This window comes from Microbispora corallina (genome assembly GCF_016863035.1).
Classification (GTDB): Bacteria; Actinomycetota; Actinomycetes; order Streptosporangiales; family Streptosporangiaceae; genus Microbispora; species Microbispora corallina.
On sequence record NZ_BOOC01000047.1, the window covers coordinates 1 to 22,105 of the forward strand.

18 protein-coding genes are annotated in these 22,105 nt (G+C 72.0%); 12 read left to right on the forward strand and 6 right to left on the reverse strand.

Annotation, left to right across the window (positions count from 1 at the left end; translation table 11 throughout):
- Window positions 1–284: hypothetical protein (locus Mco01_RS33895; protein ID WP_239104119.1), on the forward strand; the 284-nt coding region annotated here is incomplete at its 5' end.
- Window positions 285–330: 46 nt separating this feature from the next.
- Here the strand turns inward: Mco01_RS33895 and Mco01_RS33900 are convergent.
- The 4 genes from Mco01_RS33900 to Mco01_RS33915 form a co-directional block, all read right to left on the reverse strand.
- The gene (locus Mco01_RS33900; protein WP_204060905.1) at window positions 331–3,507 is read right to left on the reverse strand and encodes a penicillin acylase family protein; all 3,177 of its coding nucleotides are present in this window, start codon (window positions 3,505–3,507) and stop codon (window positions 331–333) included.
- A gap of 199 nt (window positions 3,508–3,706) precedes the next feature.
- Window positions 3,707–4,288, reverse strand: coding sequence for a Uma2 family endonuclease (locus Mco01_RS33905; protein ID WP_239104120.1), 582 nt, complete (start codon window positions 4,286–4,288; stop codon window positions 3,707–3,709).
- A 166-nt stretch (window positions 4,289–4,454) separates the two neighbouring features.
- Window positions 4,455–5,504 (reverse strand): polysaccharide deacetylase family protein, encoded by a 1,050-nt coding sequence (locus tag Mco01_RS33910; RefSeq protein ID WP_239104121.1) that lies wholly within the window; start codon window positions 5,502–5,504, stop codon window positions 4,455–4,457.
- A 288-nt stretch (window positions 5,505–5,792) separates the two neighbouring features.
- Complete coding sequence (locus Mco01_RS33915) at window positions 5,793–7,100, reverse strand: MFS transporter (RefSeq protein ID WP_239104122.1); 1,308 nt, start codon at window positions 7,098–7,100, stop codon at window positions 5,793–5,795.
- A gap of 214 nt (window positions 7,101–7,314) precedes the next feature.
- Between Mco01_RS33915 and Mco01_RS33920 the strand changes: the two genes are divergently transcribed.
- Complete coding sequence (locus Mco01_RS33920) at window positions 7,315–8,775, forward strand: M1 family metallopeptidase (protein WP_204060907.1); 1,461 nt, start codon at window positions 7,315–7,317, stop codon at window positions 8,773–8,775.
- A 23-nt stretch (window positions 8,776–8,798) separates the two neighbouring features.
- On the forward strand, window positions 8,799–9,620 hold the full coding sequence (locus Mco01_RS33925; protein WP_204060908.1) for an alpha/beta hydrolase: 822 nt from the start codon (window positions 8,799–8,801) through the stop codon (window positions 9,618–9,620).
- A 112-nt stretch (window positions 9,621–9,732) separates the two neighbouring features.
- On the opposite strand, the gene Mco01_RS33930 is transcribed toward Mco01_RS33925, so the two are convergent.
- Both Mco01_RS33930 and Mco01_RS33935 read right to left on the reverse strand, forming a co-directional pair.
- Entirely contained in the window at window positions 9,733–10,098 is a 366-nt protein-coding gene (locus tag Mco01_RS33930) for a nuclear transport factor 2 family protein (protein WP_204060909.1), read from the reverse strand.
- Window positions 10,099–10,325: 227 nt separating this feature from the next.
- A complete protein-coding gene (locus Mco01_RS33935; protein ID WP_204060910.1) occupies window positions 10,326–11,981 on the reverse strand; it encodes a class I adenylate-forming enzyme family protein in 1,656 nt (551 codons plus the stop codon).
- A gap of 174 nt (window positions 11,982–12,155) precedes the next feature.
- Between Mco01_RS33935 and argC the strand changes: the two genes are divergently transcribed.
- The 9 genes from argC to tyrS all read left to right on the forward strand — a co-directional run bounded on the left by argC (window position 12,156) and on the right by tyrS (window position 21,606).
- Window positions 12,156–13,178, forward strand: coding sequence for an N-acetyl-gamma-glutamyl-phosphate reductase (argC, locus tag Mco01_RS33940; RefSeq protein WP_204060911.1), 1,023 nt, complete (start codon window positions 12,156–12,158; stop codon window positions 13,176–13,178).
- Window positions 13,179–13,203: 25 nt separating this feature from the next.
- Complete coding sequence (gene argJ, locus Mco01_RS33945) at window positions 13,204–14,358, forward strand: bifunctional glutamate N-acetyltransferase/amino-acid acetyltransferase ArgJ (RefSeq protein ID WP_204060912.1); 1,155 nt, start codon at window positions 13,204–13,206, stop codon at window positions 14,356–14,358.
- Window positions 14,355–15,278, forward strand: a complete 924-nt coding sequence (gene argB, locus Mco01_RS33950; protein WP_204060913.1) for an acetylglutamate kinase — start codon at window positions 14,355–14,357, stop codon at window positions 15,276–15,278. Before argJ ends, argB begins: the two co-directional genes overlap by 4 nt.
- Entirely contained in the window at window positions 15,268–16,461 is a 1,194-nt protein-coding gene (locus tag Mco01_RS33955; RefSeq protein WP_036333603.1) for an acetylornithine transaminase, read from the forward strand. The genes argB and Mco01_RS33955 overlap by 11 nt, the downstream gene beginning before the upstream one ends.
- Complete coding sequence (gene argF / locus Mco01_RS33960) at window positions 16,454–17,407, forward strand: ornithine carbamoyltransferase (RefSeq protein WP_204060914.1); 954 nt, start codon at window positions 16,454–16,456, stop codon at window positions 17,405–17,407. The genes Mco01_RS33955 and argF overlap by 8 nt, the downstream gene beginning before the upstream one ends.
- The gene (locus Mco01_RS33965; RefSeq protein ID WP_204060915.1) at window positions 17,404–17,928 is read left to right on the forward strand and encodes an arginine repressor; all 525 of its coding nucleotides are present in this window, start codon (window positions 17,404–17,406) and stop codon (window positions 17,926–17,928) included. The genes argF and Mco01_RS33965 overlap by 4 nt, the downstream gene beginning before the upstream one ends.
- 189 nt (window positions 17,929–18,117) lie before the next feature.
- Window positions 18,118–19,539 (forward strand): argininosuccinate lyase, encoded by a 1,422-nt coding sequence (argH, locus tag Mco01_RS33970; RefSeq protein WP_036333820.1) that lies wholly within the window; start codon window positions 18,118–18,120, stop codon window positions 19,537–19,539.
- Window positions 19,521–20,222, forward strand: coding sequence for a DNA-3-methyladenine glycosylase (locus Mco01_RS33975; RefSeq protein WP_204060916.1), 702 nt, complete (start codon window positions 19,521–19,523; stop codon window positions 20,220–20,222). The genes argH and Mco01_RS33975 overlap by 19 nt, the downstream gene beginning before the upstream one ends.
- A gap of 118 nt (window positions 20,223–20,340) precedes the next feature.
- The gene (gene tyrS, locus Mco01_RS33980) at window positions 20,341–21,606 is read left to right on the forward strand and encodes a tyrosine--tRNA ligase (protein ID WP_204060920.1); all 1,266 of its coding nucleotides are present in this window, start codon (window positions 20,341–20,343) and stop codon (window positions 21,604–21,606) included.
- The last annotated feature ends 499 nt before the right edge of the window (window positions 21,607–22,105 follow it).

Genomic DNA, 22,105 nt, shown 5'->3' on the forward strand with positions numbered 1-22,105 from the left:
CCGGCACGGCCGGCGCCCGCCGTTCCATGGGAGGACGCGTGCGTCACCTGCTGGTGTTCCCCGAGCGGGACAGCGCGGAGGAGGCCGCGGAGACCGCGGCCGAGTGGTTCCCCTCGCTCGGCGCGCCCACCGTCGTGCGGGAGTGGCTGGCCGGGGAGGACGACGCCGAGGACGCCCAATGGGTGGTGGTCCTCGACGATCCCGGCGCCGTCCTCGGCCCCGCCGACCTGGACCGGCTCGACGCCCTCGCCGAGGAGGGCGAGGGCTGGCGCGAGCCGGGCTGACGCGGGGAGCGCCGGGCGAGGCGTGACGCCCCGCCCGGCGCGGCCCCTACCGGCCGTACACCTCGAAGTCGTACAGGGAGTAGCCGTACGACGTGCCCCGCTTGACGCCCTGCATCCGCACGTACCGGGCGCTCACCGGGGTGAACGCGGCCACGTCCGTGCCGCCGTTCGCGGTCGTCGTCGAGTAGACCGTGCTCCACGACGACCCGTCCACGGAGGTCTGGATCTTGTACGACGAGCCGTAGGCCGTCTCCCAGTGCAGGATGGCCCGGCCGACGGTCTTCGCCGAGCCCAGGTCGACCTGGAGGTACTGGTCGTCGCTCCACCCGCTGGCCCACCGGCTGCCCGGGTCGCCGTCCACCGCCTTCGCCGGGGTGTAGGAGCCCTGCTGGCTCGACGCGGCCGCCGGACGCCCCTGGGCCAGGTCGGTCACGTCGTCGCCCCGATGAGCCGGGAACGACACCACCTGCTGGTACGTCGGCCGGTTCTGCCACGCGATCAGCGGGTGCTTGATCCCGCCGAGGGGTGACTGCCGGATGGCGTCCGCGCACCACTGGTCGCCGGCGGAGCAGGCGTCGTCACCGGGGTAGGTCGTCGTGGCCGGCTCGGCGACCGCGGCGGCCAGGCTGGCGAGCAGGACCGTGCGGCACGCCGCCACCGTGTCCCCGCAGAATCTCGCGGGCAGCGGCCCGGCCACCGGGTCGCCCAGGACGGCCCGGATGTCCTTGTCCACGTAGCCCCACCAGCCGTACTGGAACGACGAACCCTTGTGCGCCTGCGCCTCGTTCGCCGAGGTGGGCAGCGAGGAGACGTCCCCCTGCTGGTACCCGGACGGCGACTCGTTGATCTGCAGCACGTTGACGAGCGCCTGGTAGAGCCCGTCGCCGAGCCCGGGCCGGAACTCGGCCCGCACCAGCTTCGGCCACCAGGCGTCGAACACCCGGATCGCGGTGGCGTTCGCGTAGGCCTTGCTGCCGGCCGAGGTCTCCACGCGCCTGGCCCCGGACGAGGCCCACGACGACAGCGCGGAGACGGCCGAGGCGAGGGACGGATCGGTCACCGGCGCGCTGTTGATCACCCTGAGCAGCTTCGGCAGCACCTTCCACCCGCGCAGGTCGGTCACCGCGGCCTGCGCCATGATTTTCACGACGCCCGAGCGGTCGAGCCTGCCGGAGGCGAGGGCGGCCTTCACCGGGGCGTCCAGCAGGTCGGCCCGGTGGACCGGGCCGAAGCTGACGTTGCCGTCCGCCGCGCCGTAGTCCTTGGCCTGCTTGTTGTTCCAGCTGACGAAGTAGTCCTGGTTCACCGCCTGCGGGTGCGTGGACGGCGCCGCGTAGGAGGCCGTGTTGCTCGACGGGTCGAAGCCCGTCCACTCGTGCGCCGCGTCCCCGGTCATGGGCAGGTTCGGGTCAGAGACCGACGACCGCACCGGCACGTTGCCGGACATGAAGTACGCCGAGTCGGACGAGTTCACGTAGAACCAGTTGAACGCGAAGCCGATCGTGGACGCCGAGTTCTGGAAGGCGGCCGCCGAGCCCATCTCGGCCGGGTCGTTGAACATCTGGAAGCCCACGGCCGAGTCGGCCTCGTGCTGGTAGGTCGACCGCAGCGTGGTGAAGGCCGTCGGGGTGCCGCCGACCGTCCCGCGCCAGCTCACCAGGCCGTACTTGGTTCGCTTGATCACCAGGTCGTACGACCCGGCGCCGGTCGAGTCGGCGGTGTTCGGCTTCCAGGAGTTCGTCTTCTTCAGCGTCTCCATGGCCGTGCAGGTGCCGTGGTAGAGGTAGTAATTCGATGAGACCGAGGGGGTGCCGCCGTTCGGGTCGCACAGCGTCACCGCGTAGGTGTCCGTGATGTCCTCGCCCGCCGACGTGGCGCTCCACGCGTAGTCGGCGCCGCGGCCGAGCAGGACGTACAGGCTGAGCCCGGCGAACGCGGCGCCGCGGGCGCGGACGCCGGGTCCGTTCAGCTCCTCCAGCATGAGCAGCTGCGGGGCGAAGTACCCGGTCTGCGGGCCGAACACCGCGATCGGGTGGCCGTTCGCCGACTTGGCGCCCGACACGACGATCGCGTTGGACATGCTCGGCTTGGAGCTGTCCACCGTCAGCCCGGTCAGCGCGCTCGTGCCCGCGGTGGTGGCGGACGTGGCGGTGCCCTTCTCGTTCTCCGTGATGTCCACGGGGGCCGTCGCGGCATCCGGCAGGACGACGCCGGTCGCGCCCGCGGGGGCCGTCCCCGACGGGAAGCTCTGCCCGTCGTGCAGGGTGAGCACGGTCTCCGGGTCGTTCTGGTCGCGGAAGGCCGACCAGACGCGGTCGCCCTCGGTCGCGCCGTACGTGGCCCGCGCCGCCACCCGCGCCAGCGCCGACTGCATCTCCGCGCCCCCGCCGCCGCCGAACAGGCCGCCGATGACGCCGGAGATCGCGATCAGGTCGGTCATCGTGAAGTCGACCGGGCCGCCGGCGTTGGTGATCGCGTCGAGGTGCCCGGTCAGCACGTACTCCCCGGGGCAGTCGCGGTTGGCCATGCAGTGGTCGATGTACGCGTTGATGCCGGCGACGTAGTTCTGCACGTCCGCGTAGAGCTGGGCGCCGCGCGACCCCGTGGTCCTCAGCCGGTCGATCTGCGCCTGGAGGTCGGCCTCCGTGTAGGGCGAGTTGCGCCAGACGCTCTGCTCCAGGTCCCTGTTGCCCTTCGCGCCGCCGGCGAACGGCGTGAGCTCGCCCCGGCCGACGTGCCGCATCAGGTCCATGAGCCACAGGCGGTCCTGCGCACCCGCGTACCCGGCGCCGAACATCGTGCCCTCACGGGTCGTGCCAGTGATGTGCGGCACGCCGGTGGCCTTGTCGCGCACGATCGTCACGTCCGAGCGGGGGCTGGTCGTGGAGGCGACCTGGTTCGCCGGGACGCCGAAGCCGCTGTCGTTGAAGAACGCGCTGATCTGGTCGTCGGTCAGGCCCGTGTAGTTCGAGATCAGCCCGGCGTACTCGCCGAGCTGGTCGGTGCTGTGGCCGGGGTACGTGCCGAGCCCTTGGTTGCCGAGGATGTCCACGAGCGTGGCGTTGCCGTTCTGCCCGGGCGGCAGGATGTCGGCGCACTGCCCGAGGCAGTAGTCGTCGGGCGGGTAGGAGGAGGCGGCCGATGCGGTCGCAGCCGGGAGGCCGGCGACGACGAGGGCGAGCGCGGCGGCGGCCGTCAACGCCCGTCGAAGGCGCGCGTGCATGCGGGAACTTCCCTTCGGGGGTCGGGGGGTGAAGGGACGGCCGGCCGGTCGTGCGGTAGCGCGCGCGTTGAAATATGAGCGATGCTCAACTCTGGACGATACGCGCGGGTAACCAGAGGAGCAATGGGGAAAATCCCGACACTTACCGTGATCGTCTCAGCGAGACTCGATCACCGTCGGCGACTCTCCGGAGAGGGTCTCAGAGGGCGTCGATCTCCGTCAGGTCGATGTCGACGTCGAACGGGACCGTCAGCTTGAGCCGGTCGTGGTGGATGCCGGTGAGGGCGTACGTCCCGGTGGCCGGGTCGAGCTCGTACACGTAGACCGTGGGCCGGCCGGCCTGGTTCTCCACCCGCCAGAAGTGCGCGATCCCCGCCTCGGCGTACAGCTGCGGCATGCGCCTGCGGTCCCGTTCCTCGGAGTCCGGCGAGACCACCTCGACGGTCATCAGCACGTCCGCCGCGTCGTACGCCGTCTGGTCCGGCCCGTGCTCCGCCTCCGCCTGGATGACACTGACGTCCGGCTCCGGCCGCTGCCGGAGACCGAGGACGACGCTCATCTCGCGGCGTACCCGGAAGCCTGTCGGGAGGTGACGCCTGAGTCCCTCGGTGAGAAGGTCGACGGCCCGCGTGTGGAAGGAAGCTTGGGGGCTCACGAAGACCAAGCTTCCATCAATCAACTCGGTGTGCGCAGGCAGTTGCGGAAGGTGATCGAGATCGGCCGCCGTGAACCCCTCCGGAGGAGGGAACACCCAGTCAGGGAGTCGCGGCGCGTCACTCATCACTTCGCTCCGTACCTCTGCCGTCATGCGCTCACCGTAGCAACGCGAGCGCGGTCAGCGGAGAGATTCCCCCGCAGCCGGGCGTATGACACATGGTCTGAGGGCCTGCGGCGCGGACGATCCACCCCGGTCGCCGTCGCCGCAGGCCCCGCTCAGGAGGCGGACCTCAGCTCGCGCTGCAGGAGACCGACGGCCAGGTCCAGGTGCCGTTGGTCTGGATGGTGACGCCGAAGGTGTTGCCGTTGCCGTTCGGCTTGGCCACCATCACCTGGGAGCTGGGCCAGGTGGCGCTGGTGTTCCAGGTCGCGATGATCTTCTCGGGGGACGGGACGTTCATGGTCACCGTCCAGTTGCTGGAGCCGCTGACCGAGACGTTGAGGTTGTAGCGGTCGCTCCACTGCTGGCCGGCGGACAGCGTCGCGGTGCAGCCGCCACCGCCCGGGGGCGGGCTGCTCGGAGGCGGGCTGCTCGGCGGCGGCGTGGTGCCCCCGCCGCCGGTCGGGGCCACGGCCCGCCCGGTCGAGGTGGAGATCATGCCCGGGCACAGGTTGCGGCTGCGCAGGTTCGACATGATCTGAGGGATCGCGGCGATGGTCGTCGCGTACTGGTCGTGCATCAGGATGACCTGGCCGTTCTGCAGCCTGCCCGCGGCCTGCACGATCTGGGACGTGCTCGCGCCGTTCCAGTCCTGGGAGTCGACGTCCCAGATGACCTCGGTCAGGCCGAGCTGCTGCTCGACCGACTTGAGTGTCCCGTTGGTCTCGCCGTACGGGGGCCGGAAGAGCCGGGGCGCGGTCCCGGTGAGCTGCTGGATCACCTGCTGGGTCCGCTGGAGCTCGGAGAGGATCTGCGAGCTGCTCATCTGCGTCAGGTGCGGATGGGTCCAGCTGTGGTTGCCGATCCACATCCCCGCGTCGCGCTCGGCCTGGACGAGGGACGGGTTGTTCTGGGCGTTCTGCCCGATGTTGAACAGCGTGGCCCGGATGCCGTTCTGCCTCAGCGTGTTCAGCAGGGTGGTGGTGTTGCTCGGGTTGGGGCCGTCGTCGAAGGTCAGTCCGACGTAGCCGGCGCTGCAGTCGGCCGCGCCGGCCGGGGACGACAGGGACACGGTGATGCCGGCGCCGAGGACGGCTGCGGCGGCCATGGTGAGGGCGCTTCTGAGGACGCGGGACAGGGGACTGCGGCGTCGGCCGCGGGGGATGGCGCTGTCGATCACGTCTGTTCCTCCACTGGAACACTGATCGGGGGATGGGGGGATCGCATGCGGGGCCGCGCTCGCGGCGGCCGGTGTTCCTGCGTCCCGAATACCGCCGTGAGCTGCGGGTTTTCGCTTGTAACCGCGGTGGAGGTGGAGCGAGCTCACTTGCCGACTCATTCTGCGGAGGCCATCGAAATGTGTCAACAGATCGCAGAAACATTTCAATCGAATTAACCGCTTAAGGCGTCCATGGCCAGCGGGAACATGGGCGTACTCGTCGAAACGTTTCGGAAACGAGCTGAAATCTCAGCTGGCTGCTGGCTCCGCGGCCCGGCGGGAGCGCTCAGCCAGGGCGTGTTCGTCCGTCCGGGCGTCGTAGCGGCGGAAGCGGGGCAGGGCGGTGGCCATCAGGCCCACCGCGCCGACGCAGAGCAGGCCGCCGACGCCGAGCGAGAAGCGGGTGCCGCCGAACTGCGCCGTCAGGCCCGCGCGGGCGTCGCCGAGCATCGGCCCGGTCGAGTACGACAGCAGCTCGATCCCCGCCAGGCGCCCGCGGTACTCGTCGGGGATCGTCTGGTTCCAGATCGTGCCCCGGAACAGGCCGCTGACCATGTCGGCGCCACCGGCGACGGCGAGGAACAGGAAGACCAGCCACACGTTCGGCATGAGCGCGGCGACGGCCACCGCGACGCCCCACAGCGTGGCCGACACGATCACGGCCAGGCCGTGCCGGTGGACGTGGTTGGTCCATCCGGAGGTGAGCGAGGCGACCACCGAGCCGACGCCTCCCGCGGCGTACAGCAGGCCGATGGCCTTGGGCGCGTGGAGGTCCTCGGCCAGGAACGGGAACAGCGCGTTGGAGCTGGCGAACGCCATGGCGGCGATGTCGACCAGGTAGGTGCCCATGAGGTCGGGCCGCCGCAGGGCGTACCGGACGCCCTCGGCCATCGAGCGGAGCGACGCGGGTGTGGCGTCCTGGGAGCGGGGGACGGCGCCGACCCGCACCAGCAGGGCCAGGGAGACCAGGAAGGTCGCGACGTCGATCCCGTACGAGCCGGCCGGGCCGAGCGTGGTGACGACGAGGCCGCCGGCGGCCGGTCCGGCGATCATCGCGGTGTTGCGGACGAGCCCCTGGATGGCGAACGCGGCCGTCATCCGGTCGAGCGGCAGGACGCGGTTGATGAGGGCCTGCTCGCTGGGGGAGCGCACGCTGGACAGGCCCGCGGCCAGCGCGCCGACGACGTACAGCACCCACACCCGCGGGGCCGGGAGCAGGGCGTTGACCAGGAGGAGCACCGAGGTGAGGCAGAGGCCGAGCTCGGAGACGACGACGATCCTGCGGCGGTCGAGGGCGTCGGCGATCGCACCGCCCCACAGCCCGCAGATCACCATGGGCACGAACTCGGCCAGGCTCACCAGGCCCACCGCGACGTACGACTCGGTGAGCTGCTTCATCTGGAACGGCACGGCCACCATCGTGATCACCGTGCCGATGGTGGTCACCAGCCCCGAGCCGATCAGCAGGCGGAAGTCGCGGGACTCCCGCAGCGGAGCGAGGTCCAGCCGCAGGCGGCGCGCGAGGGTGCGAAGGGGCTGATCAGGACTGTCCGGCACGTTGGGTCATTTCATTACGGGCCCGTGCCGGAAGGCAACCGGTTTTCCCGCCGCAGCCCTCCCCGGGGAAGCGCCACTTGAGCCCCGGCGGGTGCGCCACTGATGCAGAGCCGACGCATGCGACTTCCACAGTGGTCGGCGGGCGAGGAGGAGACCCGCCCACGGCGACAGCCGGCGCGTCCGTCCGGGACGCCCCGGCGGAAACGGAGACACTGTGCGAACGAGACCCCGCGCCCGGACCACGACGGCCGTGCTAGCGGCGACCGCCCTGGCGGCGGCGGCCGTGACCGTGCTGTCCACGGGCGGTGGCGCGACCGCGTCGAGCGGTCCGGAACCGGGAGCCGAGAGCGCAGGCGACCGCCTGTTCCCCTACCTCGGCAACGGCGGCTACGACGTCGCGTCGTACGACGTGGCCTTCGACTACCGGCCGGGCGAGACGGCGATGCGGTCCGCCGTACGCATCACGGCGTCCGCTCGCCAGGCGCTGTCCCGCTTCAGCCTCGACTCCGCGGGTCAGGCCATCCGCGACGTCACCGTGGACGGCAGGCGGGCGCGCTTCGCGGCACACGGCGAGAAGCTGGTCGTCACTCCGGAACGCGCGGTGCGGAAGGGGGCGCGCTTCCACGTGGAGATCGGCTACACGGCGGACCGTACCGCCAATCCCCCCTCTCCCGCGTCGCCGGACAGTCCCCCGCATCTGGGCAACTGGTACAACAAGGACGACGGCTTCGTGCTCTTCGGCCAGCCCGACAGGGCGCATCTGTTCTTCCCGATGAACGACCATCCGGCCGACAAGGCCACGGTCACCTTCCGGGTCACCGTGCCGAAGGACCTGCAGGTCGCCGCCAACGGCACGCTGCGTTCCCGCAGCACGTCGAGAGGCCGGACGACGTACGTCTACGGCACCCGCGACCCCATCCCGACCCAGGTGGTCCAGGTGGCGGTGGGCCGCTTCCGCCAGGTCCGGCAGACCGGGCCGCACGGTCTCCCGCTGACCAGCTTCATCACGACCGGCTCCTACGAGAAGGCGAAGCCCTCCGTCCGCCTCATCCCGTCGCAGGTCGCCTGGGTGGAGAAGCAGATCGGCGCCAGGTACCCCTTCGAGGCGTACGGCGTGCTCGGCGTGAAGGGCGGATACGCCGCGGCGTTCGAGTCGGCGGGCCTGTCGACGTTCAGCGCGGAGGCGGGACTGACCAAGCCGGAGGAGACGCCCACCATGGTCCACGAACTGGTCCACCAGTACTTCGGGAACGCCGTCTCGGAGAAGAGCTGGGACGACATGTGGATCAGCGAGGGGCACGCCACCTACTACACCCTCCTCTACAAGGACGAGAAGGGCTTCGAGAAGCTGGCCGACTCGGTCCGGCGCGCCTACACGTACGACCAGGACACGCGGGGGACGACCGGTCCCCCCGGACGGCTGAAGGACCCCCTCGACCTCCTCGGGAGCACCAACGCCCCCGGCTTCCTCATGCTCTACGGACTTCGGCTGAAGGTCGGCGACGCGACCTTCCGGGCCATCGAGCGGACGTTCTTCGAGAAGTACCGCCACAAGGCGGCCTCGACCCAGGACTTCGTCGACGTGGCCAACGCGGTGTCCCACCGTGACCTGACCGCCTACATCACGAGCTGGATCTACGGAGCCGAGACCCCGCCCATGCCGGCCGCCTCATGACCCCGTGCGTAGTATTTGCCGACATGTCGCAATTTAGTGCGTTCGAGTTGCGGGAGGGCTCCCGGCGCCGGAACGACCGGCGGCCGAAGGGCCCGGACCTGCACCTGGTGGAGGACCTGACCGGCCCCTCCGGCCTGCCGCTGCGGCGCTACCGGCCGTCCCCCGGCACGCGACCGCTGGTCGTCTTCCTGCACGGCGGCGGCTGGGTGGTCGGCGACCTGGAGACGCACGACCGCACGTGCCGCCGCATCGCCAGGGAGTGCGACGTCGAGGTCCTCGCGGTCGACTACCGGCGGGCGCCCGAGCACCCGTACCCCGCGGCGGTCGACGACGCCGCGGCCGTGCTCCGCTGGGCGCGCCCGGCGGCGGTCGCCGGGGACAGCGCGGGCGGGTACCTCGCCACCATGGCGTGCCTGCGGCTGCGTGACGAGGGCGGGCCGCTGCCCGCCCTGCAGGTCCTCGTCTGCCCCAACACCGATCTCACCCTCGCCTCGCCCAGCGTCGCGGAGAAGGGGACGGGGTACGGCCTCGACGCCGACATCCTGCGCTGGTTCGTCGAGCAGTGGACGCCCGACCCGGCGGCGCGGCGCGCGGCGAGCCCGCTGCACCGGCGCGACCTGGCGGGCCTTCCGGCCGCCCTCGTGGTGACCGCCGAGAACGACGCGCTGCGCGACGAGGGCGACGCCTACGCCGACCGGCTGGCCGAGGCCGGCGTCCCGGTCGCGCACCGCTGCGAGCGGGGGCTCGTGCACGGCTTCATCCAGGGAATGGACCTCACCAGCGCCGAGGCGGCCGCCGCGACCGAACGCCTCTTCGCCGACATCCGCAGGATGGTGCCGCGGTAGGGCGGCGACGCCTCCTGTGAGGGCGGCGGCCGGTCCGCGGGCTGCGCCGTTTCCCGTGAGGGCGGCGGCCGGCCCCGCCGGCCAAGGCGGCCCGCCGCCCTCGCGGCCTCCGTCAGGCCGGCACCTTGTCCAGGAAGCCGTACACGCTCCTGATCCGGCCGTCCTCGGCCAGCGCGACCACGTCGAAGCCGATCACCACGGGCTCGGGGGCTCCCTCGGGCCCGAGGTGCCAGGTGAACCGGAGCGTGTCGTGATGGCCGTCGACCGGCCCCCCGAGCGTGAACACGAACCCCGGGAACATCTGCTGCGCCCCGGCGATCACGGCGGCCACCCCCTCGTGCCCGCTCACGGCCGCCAGCGGGTCGGTGTAGCCGCCGTCCTCGGTCCAGAGCCCGGCCACCGCCTTGGCCCTGGCCTCCGCGTCCGTCTCGTTCCAGGCGGCGATGTAGCGCTCCGCGACGGCGGTGTGATCGGTCATCTCGTACTCCTTGTCCGGTGTCTCGTTCGGCGACAGGGGAACCGTGTCACGCGACCGGGACGCCGGGCGATTACGCGCGAGGTAACGCGAGCGCCTGAAGACGGACGGCATCCGGGCGATGCCCAGGTCGTACCGTCACAGGCTGAGGATCGACGAGGCCCGGCCAGGTACGGACGGCCGGGACGCCCGCGCCGCCGCGGGGGGAGCGGCGGCGCGGGCTCCGTCCGTCACAGGCCCAGGGTCTCCTTGCGGAGGTGGGTCTTGAGGATCTTGCCGCCCGGGTTGCGGGGCAGCTCCGCCTCCCGGAACCAGAACCGCACCGGCACCTTGAACGCCGCGATCCGGCCACGCAGGAAGTCCTGCAGCTCCTCGCCGGTCGCCTCGGCGCCGGGCTTGAGCCGCACCACGGCTCCGACCTCCTCGCCGAGCTCGTCGTCGGGAATGCCGATCACAGCGGCGTCGTCCACGGCGGGGTGCTCGAACAGGGCGGCCTCGACCTCGGCGCAGTAGACGTTCTCCCCGCCGCGGATGACCATGTCCTTGGCCCGGTCGACGATGTAGACGTAGCCCTCCTCGTCCAGGCGGGCGAGGTCGCCGGTGTGCAGCCACCCGTCCACGAACGTCTCGGCCGTCGCCTCCGGCTTGCCCCAGTAGCCCATGATCACGATGGGCCCGCGCATGCACAGCTCGCCGACCTGGCCGGGCGGGAGCTCCGCGCCCGCCGGGTCGCAGACCTTGACGTCCACGACCGCGAGCGGCAGGCCGATGCTCTCGGGCTTGGCCAGGTAGTCCTTGCCGCTGTTGTAGATCGCCAGCGCCGTCGTCTCGGTCATGCCGTACCCGTTGGCGGGGGTGCGGTTCGGCAGGAGCCTGGTGATCCGCTCCAGCAGCTTCGGCGGGGCGGGCGCGCCGCCGTACGAGATCGAGCCGAGCGAGGAGATGTCGTAGTCGCGCAGGGCGGGGTGCGACAGCAGCTGCCAGGCGTTGGTCGGCACGCCGCTCATGACGGTGACCTTCTCGCGCTGGATGAGCTCGAGCGCGCGCTGGGGGTCCCACTTGTACATGAGGACGAGCCCGCCGCCGGTGAACATGGTCGTCATGAGCACGGCGAAGCACCCTGTCACGTGGAACAGCGGCACCGTGAGCAGCGTGATCCGGCGGACCCCGGCGGCCTCGCCGGGGTCCTTGCCGGCGAGGGCGACGCTGCGCAGCATCGCGTACGCCACGGTCATCGGGGCCTGCCCGAGGTTGCGGTGGCTGCCGAGGGCGCCCTTCGAGCGGCCGGTCGTGCCGGAGGTGTAGAAGATCGTGGCCGGGTCGTCCGGCCCGACCTCGACGGCCGGGAGCGTCACGTCGGCCCGCACCTCGCCGAGCACCTCGGCCCAGTTGGCGTTCTCGTCGCGGGTCACGATCGTGGGAATGGCGGTGTTCGGCAGGCGCCGGGCGCGCTCCCCGTCGGCGATGAGCACCTTGGCCCCCGAGTCGGCCAGGCCGTACTCGAGCTCCTGCTCGGTCCACCACGCGTTCAGGGGGACGGCGACGGCTCCGGCGGCCAGGACGGCGGAGAACGAGACGATCCACTCGGGGTAGTTGCGCATCGCGACGGCCACCCGGTCGCCCTTGCGGACTCCGTAGTCGTCGACCAGGCGGTTCGCGAGCGTCGCGGCCAGCCGGAAGTGCTCCTCGTAGGTGATCCGCTCGTCCTCGAAGGCCACGAACACCTTGTCCCCGTGGAACCGGGTGATCTCCAGCAGGGCCCGGAACGTCGCGGGGGCGTGCTTCCATGCGCGGATCTTGTTACCGCCGACCTCGACCTCTTCCATCTCGAAGAGCTGTCCGGGCGCCGTGAGCTGGGCCTGGACCTGTTCGTTCGTGATCGTCATGCTGCGCGCACTCCCAGGGATCGCTCGTCAATCGGAATGTCACGATACCGACCAGTAGGTACGGAGGCCAGACGTCCGCCACTCGGAACGCGGCTTGCATGTCCATGCCGCAAAATGCATACTCTTCAAGAAGCAAGAACATGAGACCTTGCGCATGAATATGCAGGAGGATGGATGAGGGCGGCCGTCGCCGGGGCGAGCGGGTACGCGGGGGGAGAGCTGCTCCGCCTGCTGCTCGGCCATCCCCGATTCGAGATCGGCGCGCTGACCGCCGGGTCGAGCGCGGGCAGCAAACTCGGCGAGCATCAGCCGCACCTGCCGGCGCTCGCGGACCGGGTGGTCGAGGAGACCTCGCCGGCCGCGCTGGCCGGGCACGACGTCGTCTTCCTCGCCCTCCCGCACGGCCAGTCGGCCGCCGTCGCCGCCGAGCTCGGCGAGGGGACGCTGGTGGTGGACTGCGGCGCCGACTTCCGGCTGGAGAGCGCCGCCGACTGGGCCGACTTCTACGGCGGCGAGCACGCCGGCACCTGGCCGTACGGGCTGCCGGAGCTGCCCGGGCAGCGGGCCCGGCTGCGCGCGGCCCGCCGGATCGCCGTGCCCGGCTGCTACCCGACGGCGGCGACGCTCGCGCTGTTCCCCGCGTTCGCCTCCGGCCTGGCCGAGCCCGACGTCGTGGTGGTCGCGGCCAGCGGCACCTCGGGGGCCGGCCGCGCGCCCAAGCCCCACCTGCTCGGCAGCGAGGTCATGGGCTCGGTCGCCGCGTACGGCGTCGGCGGCGTCCACCGGCACACCCCGGAGATCACGCAGAACCTTTCGGGCGTGGCCGGACGGCCGGTCCGGGTGTCGTTCACCCCGACCCTCGCCCCGATGAGCCGGGGCATCCTGGCCACCTGCACCGCCCCCGCCGTGCCCGGCCTCACGGCCGCCGCGCTCCGGGAGGCGTACGAGACCGCGGTGAAGGACGAGCCGTTCCTGCGCCTGCTGCCCCCGGGCGCCTGGCCCGCCACAGCGATGACCGTCGGCGCCAACACCGCCGTCCTCCAGGTGGCCCTCGACGAGCGGGCCGGCCGGATCGTCGCCGTCATCGCCATCGACAATCTGACCAAGGGCACGGCGGGAGGCGCGATCCAAAGCGCCAACCTCGCCCTCGGCCTTCCGGAAGAACTCGGCCTTCCTCTCAATGGAGTCGCCCCGTGAGCCAGATCTCTCCCAAGGACGTGGCATGAGCGTCACCGCGCCGCTGGGATTCCGCGCGGCGGGGGTCGCCGCCGGGATCAAGAGCGGGGACGCCCGCGACCTGGCCCTCGTCGTCAACGACGGGCCCTCCCGGGCCGCCGCGGCTGTCTTCACCCGCAACCGCTTCAAGGCCGCGCCCGTCCTGTGGTCGGCCCAGGTCGTGAGCGGCGGCCGGGTGCGGGCGGTGGTGCTGAACTCGGGCGGCGCCAACGCCTGCACCGGGCCGGCCGGGTTCCAGGACACCCACGCGACGGCCGAGAAGGTGGCCGCCGCGCTGGACGACTCGGCGGCCGAGGTCGCGGTCTGCTCGACCGGGCTGATCGGCGAGCGGCTGCCGATGGAGCCGCTGCTGGCGGGGGTGGAGACCGCCGCGAGCCAGCTGTCCAGGGACGGCGGGCTGGCCGCCGCGGACGCCATCAGGACCACCGACACCGTCAGCAAGATCTCCTTCCGCCGCGGCGAGGGGGGCTACATGGTAGGCGGCATGGCCAAGGGCGCCGGCATGCTGGCGCCGGCCCTGGCCACGATGCTGTGCGTGCTCACCACCGACGCCGACGTGTCCGCGGAGGAGCTCGACGCCGTGCTGCGCCGGGCGACCTCCGTGACGTTCGACCGGCTCGACACCGACGGCTGCATGTCGACCAACGACACCGTGCTGCTGCTCGCCAGCGGCGCGTCGGGCGTCCGCCCCGGCCTGGCCGAGTTCGAGAGGGTCGTCACGGCCGTCTGCGCTGACCTGGCCCGCCAGCTCCTCGTCGACGCCGAGGGGGCCACCAAGGCCATCGCGATCGAGGTCGTCGGCGCGGCCTCCGAGGACGACGCGGTGACCGTGGGCCGCGCCGTCGCCCGTTCCAACCTGCTCAAGTGCGCCATCCACGGCGAGGACCCGAACTGGGGGCGCGTGGTGAGCGCGGTCGGCACGACCGACGCGGCGTTCGAGCCCGAGCGGCTCAACGTGGCCGTCAACGGCATCTGGATCTGCCGGGGCGGCGCGGCCGGGGACGACCGCGCCAAGGTCGACCTGCGCCCCCGCGACGTGACGATCACGATCGACCTGTCCGCCGGACCGCACTCGGCGACCGTCCACACGACGGACCTCACCGCCGCGTACGTCCACGAGAACTCGGCGTACTCGTCGTGAGCACGTCCGTACGGCGCAACGGCGCCCTCGACAAGGCCCACACGCTGATCGAGGCGCTGCCCTGGCTCGCCCGGTTCCACGGCGCGACCGTCGTCGTCAAGTACGGCGGCAACGCCATGACCGAGGAGCACCTGCGCGAGAAGTTCGCCGCCGACGTGGTCTTCCTCCGGTACGCCGGGCTGCGGCCCGTCATCGTGCACGGCGGCGGCCCGCAGATCCAGACCCATCTCGACCTGCTGGGCATCGACAGCCACTTCGTGTCCGGGCTGCGCGTGACCACGCCCGAGGCCATGCAGGTGGTCCGCATGGTCCTGGTCGGCCAGGTGAACCGCGACGTCGTGGGGCTGATCAACCGGCACGGCCCGTTCGCGGTCGGGATGTCGGGGGAGGACGCCCACCTGTTCACGGCCGAGCGCAAGCACGCGGTCGTCGACGGCGTGAAGGTCGACATCGGCCAGGTAGGGGAGATCGTCCACGTGGAGCCCGGGGCGGTGCGCGCGCTGCTCGACGACGGCCGGATCCCGGTCGTGTCGTCGATCGCCCGGGGAGAGGACGGCGTCTACAACGTCAACGCCGACACCGCCGCCGCCGCGCTCGCGGTCGCCCTGGAGGCGTCCAAGCTGATCGTGCTGACCGACGTGGAGGGGCTGTACGCCGACTGGCCGAACAGCGAGGAGGTGGTCAGCCGGATCACGGCGTCCGAGCTGGCCCGGCTGCTGCCGTCGCTGTCGAGCGGCATGGTCCCCAAGATGGAGGCGTGCCTGAACGCGGTCCGCGGCGGTGTGCCGCAGGCCCACGTGCTCGACGGCCGCATGCCCCACGCCCTGCTGCTGGAGATCTTCACGGACCAGGGCATCGGCACCATGGTCCAGCCCGACGACGCCGACGTCGAGAACGGGGAGGCGCCCGATGAGCGGTGACGGACAGAGCCTGCGCGAGCGGTTCGAGGCCGCGTTCATGCCCAACTACGGCGTCCCGCCGGTGGCGCTGGCCCGCGGAGAGGGCTGCTCCGTCTGGGACGCCGACGGCAGGCGCTACCTCGACCTGATCGGCGGCATCGCGGTCACCTCGCTCGGCCACGCCCACCCGGCGCTGGTCGAGGCCGTATCCCGGCAGGTCGCCACGCTGGCGCACACCTCGAACCTGTTCCTGCACGAGCCCGAGGTGCTGCTCGCCGAGCGGCTGCTCGGCCTGCTGGGCGCCCCCGCGCGGGTGTTCCTGGCCAACTCGGGCACCGAGGCCAACGAGGCCGCGCTCAAGCTCGCCATCAAGTACGGCAGATCGCGCGGCCGCCACTACTTCGTCGCCGCCGAGATGGGCTTCCACGGCCGGACGCTGGGCGCCCTGTCCCTGACCGGCAAGCCGTCGATCCGCGACCAGTTCGGGCCGTTCCCCATCGACGTCCGGTTCGTCCCGTACGGTGACGCCGACGCGCTCAAGAACGCGGTGACGGACGACTGCGCGGCCGTCTTCCTCGAACCCACCCAGGGCGAGGCCGGGGTCGTCCCCCCGCCGGACGGCTACTTCCGGGCCGCCAGGGAGATCTGCTCGGCGACCGGGGCCCTGCTCGTGGCCGACGAGATCCAGTCGGCCATCGGGCGCACCGGGCACTGGTTCGCCCACCAGGCCGAGGGCGTCGTCCCGGACGTGCTGACGCTGGCCAAGGGCCTCGGCGGCGGCATGCCCGTCGGCGCCTGCGTCGGCTTCGGCGAGGCCGGGACCGTCTTCGCGAAGGGCGACCACGGCTCGACCTTCGGCGGCAACCCCGTCTCGTGCGCGGCGGCGCTCGCCGTGCTCGACGTGATCGAGCGCGACGGCCTGCTGGACAACGTGAAGACCGTGGGCGCCCTGCTCTCCGAGGGCATCGCGGCCGTCCGCCATCCGCTGCTGCGGGGCGTCCGGGGCCGGGGGCTGTGGCTGGCCGCCGTCCTGGCCGAGCCGCGCTCGGCCGAGGTGCAGGCGGCGGCGCAGGAGGCCGGGTTCCTGGTGAACGCGCTCCAGCCCGACGCCGTACGGCTCGCACCCCCGCTCGTCATCGACGAAGCCGAGGCACGCTCCTTCCTCGACGCGCTGCCCGGCATCCTGGAGGCCGCACATGGCTAGCCACGACCCCGGACGGATCAGGCACTTCCTGAAGGACGACGACCTGTCGCCGGAGGAGCAGGCGCAGGTGCTCGACCTCGCCGAGGCCATGAAGAAGGACCGGTTCGGCTACCGGCCGTTCGAGGGGCCCCGAACGGTCGCGGTGCTGTTCGACAAGCCGTCCACCCGCACCCGGATCTCGTTCGCGGTCGGCGTGGGGGAGCTGGGCGGCCAGGCGCTGATCATGGACGTCGGCTCGTCCCAGATGGGCCGGGGCGAGCCGATCGAGGACACGGCGCGAGTGCTGTCCCGCCAGGTCGCCGCCATCGTGTGGCGCACCTCCGGCCAGGAGCGCATCGAGACGATGGCCGCCTACTCCACGGTCCCGGTCGTGAACGCGCTGACCGACGAGTTCCACCCCTGCCAGATCCTCGCCGACCTGCAGACGATCAGGGAGCACCGCGGCGCGCTGCGCGGGCTGACGCTCGCCTACCTGGGCGACGGCGCCAACAACATGGCCCACTCGTACCTGCTGGGCGGCGCCACGGCCGGCATGCACGTGCGGATCGGCGCCCCGGCCGGGTACCTGCCCGACGCGCTCATCCTCGACCGGGCCGCGGAGATCGCCGCGGCCACGGGCGGGTCGGTCGCGGCGGTCACCGACCCGGAGGCGGCCGTCGCCGGCGTCCACGTCGTGGCCACCGACACCTGGGTGTCGATGGGCCAGAGCGGCAAGGAGGAGCGGGCCGCCGCCTTCGCGCCGTACCAGGTGAGCTCGGCACTGCTCGACGTGGCGGCACCCGACGCGATCGTGCTGCACTGCCTGCCGGCCTACCGCGGGATGGAGATCGCCGCCGACGTGATCGACGGGCCGCGCAGCGTCGTGTGGGACCAGGCGGAGAACCGGCTGCACGCCCAGAAGGCCCTGCTCCACTGGCTTGCCACCCGGGGCGGGGAGGGGGCGTGAGCATCCCTCCGACCCGGGCCGCGCGGCACGCCCGCATCGTCGAGCTGCTGACCCGGCACAAGGTGCGGTCGCAGCCCGAGCTGGCCAAGCTCCTCGCCGAGCAGGGCGTCGAGGTCACACAGGCCACGCTCTCCCGCGACCTCGACGAGCTCGGCGCGCTGAAGCTGCGGGCCGACGACGGGACCCTCGTGTACGCGCTGCCCGGCGAGGGCGGCGGACGCATCCCGCTGTACCGGACGGGGAACACCAACGGCCAGGCGGAGAACCCGGACGCCCGGCTCCGCAGGATCGCCGAGGAACTGCTGGTGTCGGCCGAGGCCTCGGCCAACCTGGTGATCCTCCGGACGCCGCCGGGGGCGGCCCAGTTCCTCGCCTCGGCCGTCGACCACGCGGGCTGGGAGTCCATCCTCGGCACGGTGGCCGGGGACGACACGATCCTGGTGATCAGCAGGGACCCGTTAGGCGGCGACGCCCTGGCCCGGTCGCTGCTGGACCTGACCGCACGCCGCCCCCCGGCCTGACCCGGCCGGGCAGGTCCGGCGCGCGTCCCGTTCCGGTGCGGAAGCGGGGCGTACGTCGGCTAAGGTCGCGATTCAGGGAGCGACCCGTGGATCTTCGCGTCGTCGCGGCGGCGCGCGGGAGATCCGGCTGTCACACGGCCGGACGCATTCAGAATCGAAAGGGAGAACGCGGTGGCGGACAACAAGCCGATGAGGCTCTGGGGCGGCAGGTTCGAGGGGGGACCCGCGGACGCGCTCACCCGCCTGTCGGTGAGCGTGCAGTTCGACTGGCGGCTCGCGCCGTACGACCTGCTCGCGTCGCGGGCGCACGCCCGCGTGCTGCACCGCGCCGGCCTGCTGACCGACGACGAGCTCCAGCGCATGCTGGCCGCGCTGGACGACCTCGACCGGGCCTGCCGCACCGGGGAGTTCCGCCCCACGGTGGCCGACGAGGACGTGCACACGGCGCTCGAGCGCGGCCTGCTGGAGCGGCTCGGCTCCCTCGGCGGCAAGCTCCGCGCCGGCCGCAGCCGCAACGACCAGGTCGCCACCGACCTGCGGCTCTACCTGCGCGACCACGTCCGCACGATCGTCTCCCGGCTCGTCGAGCTGGAGACCGCGCTGATCAGCCAGGCCGAGGAGAACGCCGAGGTCGCCGCCCCCGGCATGACCCACCTGCAGCACGCGCAGCCGGTGTCGTTCGGCCACCAGCTGCTCGCGCACGTCCACCCGCTGTCGCGCGACGTCGACCGCCTGCGGGACTGGGACCGGCGCGCCGCCGTCTCGCCGCTCGGGTCGGGCGCCCTCGCCGGCTCGTCGCTGCCGCTCGACCCCGCCGCCGTCGCCGCCGAGCTGGGCTTCGACGCCCCCGCCCCCAACTCCATGGACGCCGTGGCCGACCGGGACTTCGCCGCCGAGTTCCTGTTCTGCGCCGCCCTGATCGGCGTGCACATCTCCCGCCTGGGGGAGGAGATCGTGCTGTGGGCCTCCCAGGAGTTCCGGTGGATCGAGGTCGACGACGCCTACTCCACCGGTTCGTCGATCATGCCGCAGAAGAAGAACCCCGACGTCGCGGAGCTGGCCCGGGGGAAGAGCGGGCGGCTCATCGGCTCGCTCATGTCGCTGCTCACCACGCTCAAGGGCCTGCCCCTCACCTACAACCGCGACCTGCAGGAGGACAAGGAGCCGGTCTTCGACGCCGTCGACACGCTCCTGCTGGTGCTGCCCGCGGTGTCGGGCATGGTCTCCACGATGCGGGTGAACCGGGCGAAGCTGGAGGCGAGCGCGCCCGACGGGTTCGCCCTCGCCACCGACCTCGCCGAGCTGCTCGTGCGCCGCGGGGTCGCGTTCCGCGACGCCCACGAGGCCGTCGGCCACCTCGTGGTGTGGTGCCAGGTCAACGACAAGGACCTCGGCGACCTCACCGACGACGAACTGGCCAAGGTCTCCCCGCACTTCGCCCCCTCCGAGGGTCCCGGCGGCACCCCGGGCGTCCGCGACGTGCTCAACGTCCACGGCGCGCTCGCGGCCCGCAGCGCCTTCGGCGGCACCGCCCCCGACCGCGTCCGGGATCAGATCGTCTCCCTCAGGGAGATCGTCGACGGCCAGGCGGCATGGGCGTCGGAGAGCTGACCGGACCGCCGCTCGACCGCGGTTTCTTCGACCGGCCGTCCGACGTGGTCGCGCCCGACCTCCTCGGACGCGTCGTCGTCCACGGCCCGGTCGCGTTACGCCTGACCGAGGTCGAGGCGTACGGCGGGCCGGGCCAGGACCCCGCCTCGCACACCTACCGGGGGCGCACGCCGCGCAACGCCGTCATGTTCGGCGAGCCCGGCCACCTCTACGTCTACTTCACGTACGGCATGCACTTCTGCGCCAACCTCGTCTGCATGCCGGAGGGCGTCGGCTCCGCCGTCCTGCTCCGGGCGGGCGAGGTGATCGCCGGACTGGAGACGGCCCGCGCCCGCAGGCGGGCGCCGAACGGGTCCGCCGGCCTGGAGCCCGGGAACGGGCCGAACGGCGGGAACGGCTCCGGCCGGGCGCCGCTCGACCGTGATCTCGCCCGGGGGCCGGCCCGGCTGACCGTGGCCCTCGGGCTCGTCCGCGAGCACAACGGGACCGACTGCTGCTCGCCGGGCCCGATCCGGGTCCACGCCGGCCGGCCGGTGGACCCCGCGCTGGTCAGGACGGGTCCGCGGACCGGAGTGGCCGCCGGCGCCCAGACGCCCTGGCGCTTCTGGGTCGAGGGCGACCCCACCGTCTCGCCGTACCGGGCTCACGTGCCGCGCCGTCGTCGCGTGCCGGGCGGACAATGAAGTGGCGATAGGGTTTCGACGTCATGCAGGCTGGTACGGGGGCCCAAGGCCGTCCACCCATCGATCAGTGAGAGCCACGACTGTGACCGCTTCTTCCCACAGCGCCGCCACGTCCGAGATCGGCGACATCCTCGACGACCTCGAGTGGCGTGACGTCATCGCGCAGACCACGGACGCCGACACGCTCCGCAAGGCGCTCGCCGACGGGCCGATCACCGTCTACGCGGGCTTCGACCCCACGGCTCCGTCGCTCCACGTGGGAAACCTCGCGACGCTGCTGATCCTGACCCGTTTCCAGCGGGCCGGCCACCGGCCGATCGGCCTGGTCGGCGGCGCCACCGGCCTCATCGGGGACCCGAGCGGCCGCAGCACCGAGCGCGCCCTCAACTCCACCGACGTCGTCGAGGAGTGGGTGTCGCGGATCCGGGTCCAGGTGGAGAAGTTCCTGTCGTTCGACGAGGGGCCGACCGCGGCGACGCTGGTCAGCAACCTCGACTGGACGGCCGGCCTGTCCGCCATCGACTTCCTCCGCGACATCGGCAAGCACTTCCCGGTGAACCGGATGCTCGCCCGTGAGTCGGTCTCCGCCCGGCTGGCCGGCGAGGGCCTCAGCTACACCGAGTTCAGCTACCAGATCCTGCAGGCCAACGACTACCTGGAGCTGTACCGCCGGCACGGCTGCACGCTCCAGCTCGGCGGCAGCGACCAGTGGGGCAACATCACGGCCGGCGTCGACCTGATCCGGCGCGTCGAGGGGGCCCACGTCCACGCCCTCACCGGCAAGCTGATCACCAAGGCCGACGGCACGAAGTTCGGCAAGACCGCCGGCGGCGCGGTCTGGCTCGACCCGGCACTGACCTCGCCCTACGCGTTCTACCAGTACTGGCTGAACGTCGACGACCGGGACGTGGTGCGCTTCCTGAAGGTCTTCACCTTCCGGACGCGGGAGGAGGTCGACGAGCTCGAGAAGGCCGTGTCGGAGCGGCCCGCGGCCCGGGAGGCGCAGCGGGCCCTCGCCGAGGACCTGACGACGCTGGTGCACGGCGCCGACGAGCTCGCCCGGGTCATCGCCGCCTCGCGCGCCCTGTTCGGCCAGGGGTCGCTCGCCGACCTCGACGAGCGGACGCTCGACGCCGCGCTGGCGGAGGTGCCCAAGGCCGTCGTGCCGTCGCTCGGCGGGACCGTCGTCGACCTGCTGGCGGAGAGCGGCCTCGTGGAGTCGAAGTCGGCCGCCCGCAGGGCCGTCAAGGAGGGCGGCGCGTACCTCAACAACGTGAAGATCACCGACGAGAACCACACCCCGGGCGCGGAGGATCTCCTCCACGGGCGGTTCCTGGTGCTTCGCCGCGGCAAGAAGACGATCGGCGGCGTCGAGGTCGGCTGACCGTCCGTCGCGCCGCTCGTAGGGCCGTCCCCGGCTACCCGGGGGCGGCCCTTTTGTGGTCAAAAGTCGCTGTGACGAGGGTAACAATCTTGTGGCGTACGAGGCAGAAAGGGCCCGGATTCCCTGCCTGAGCTGGGGTTTCGTGCGGCTCGCCGGGATTTGACGGCGGGGTCGGTCTTGCTTAATGTTTCCTTCGCCCCGGGAAGTGCGGGACGCCGACAGGCGGCCGGGCCCGAGGGCGAGCCACTTCGACAAGCAGCCTGACGAGGTCTCCGACCGAGTCCGGGCCGTCGTGATGTGCTTCAACGATCTCCAATGGAGAGGTTGACGCGGACCACACGGTGGTGTAAGTTGGAGTGGTTGCCCCGGAGACGGGGCCGGTTCCTCCCCGTGAGGGTGCCGACCAGCGTCGCGTAGTCGCAAGGCCCGCGATGGGGTGGGGTACCGGAGGAGGGACGAAGCGGAAGCCTACGCCCTGGATCTCGGGATCGCGTCGAGC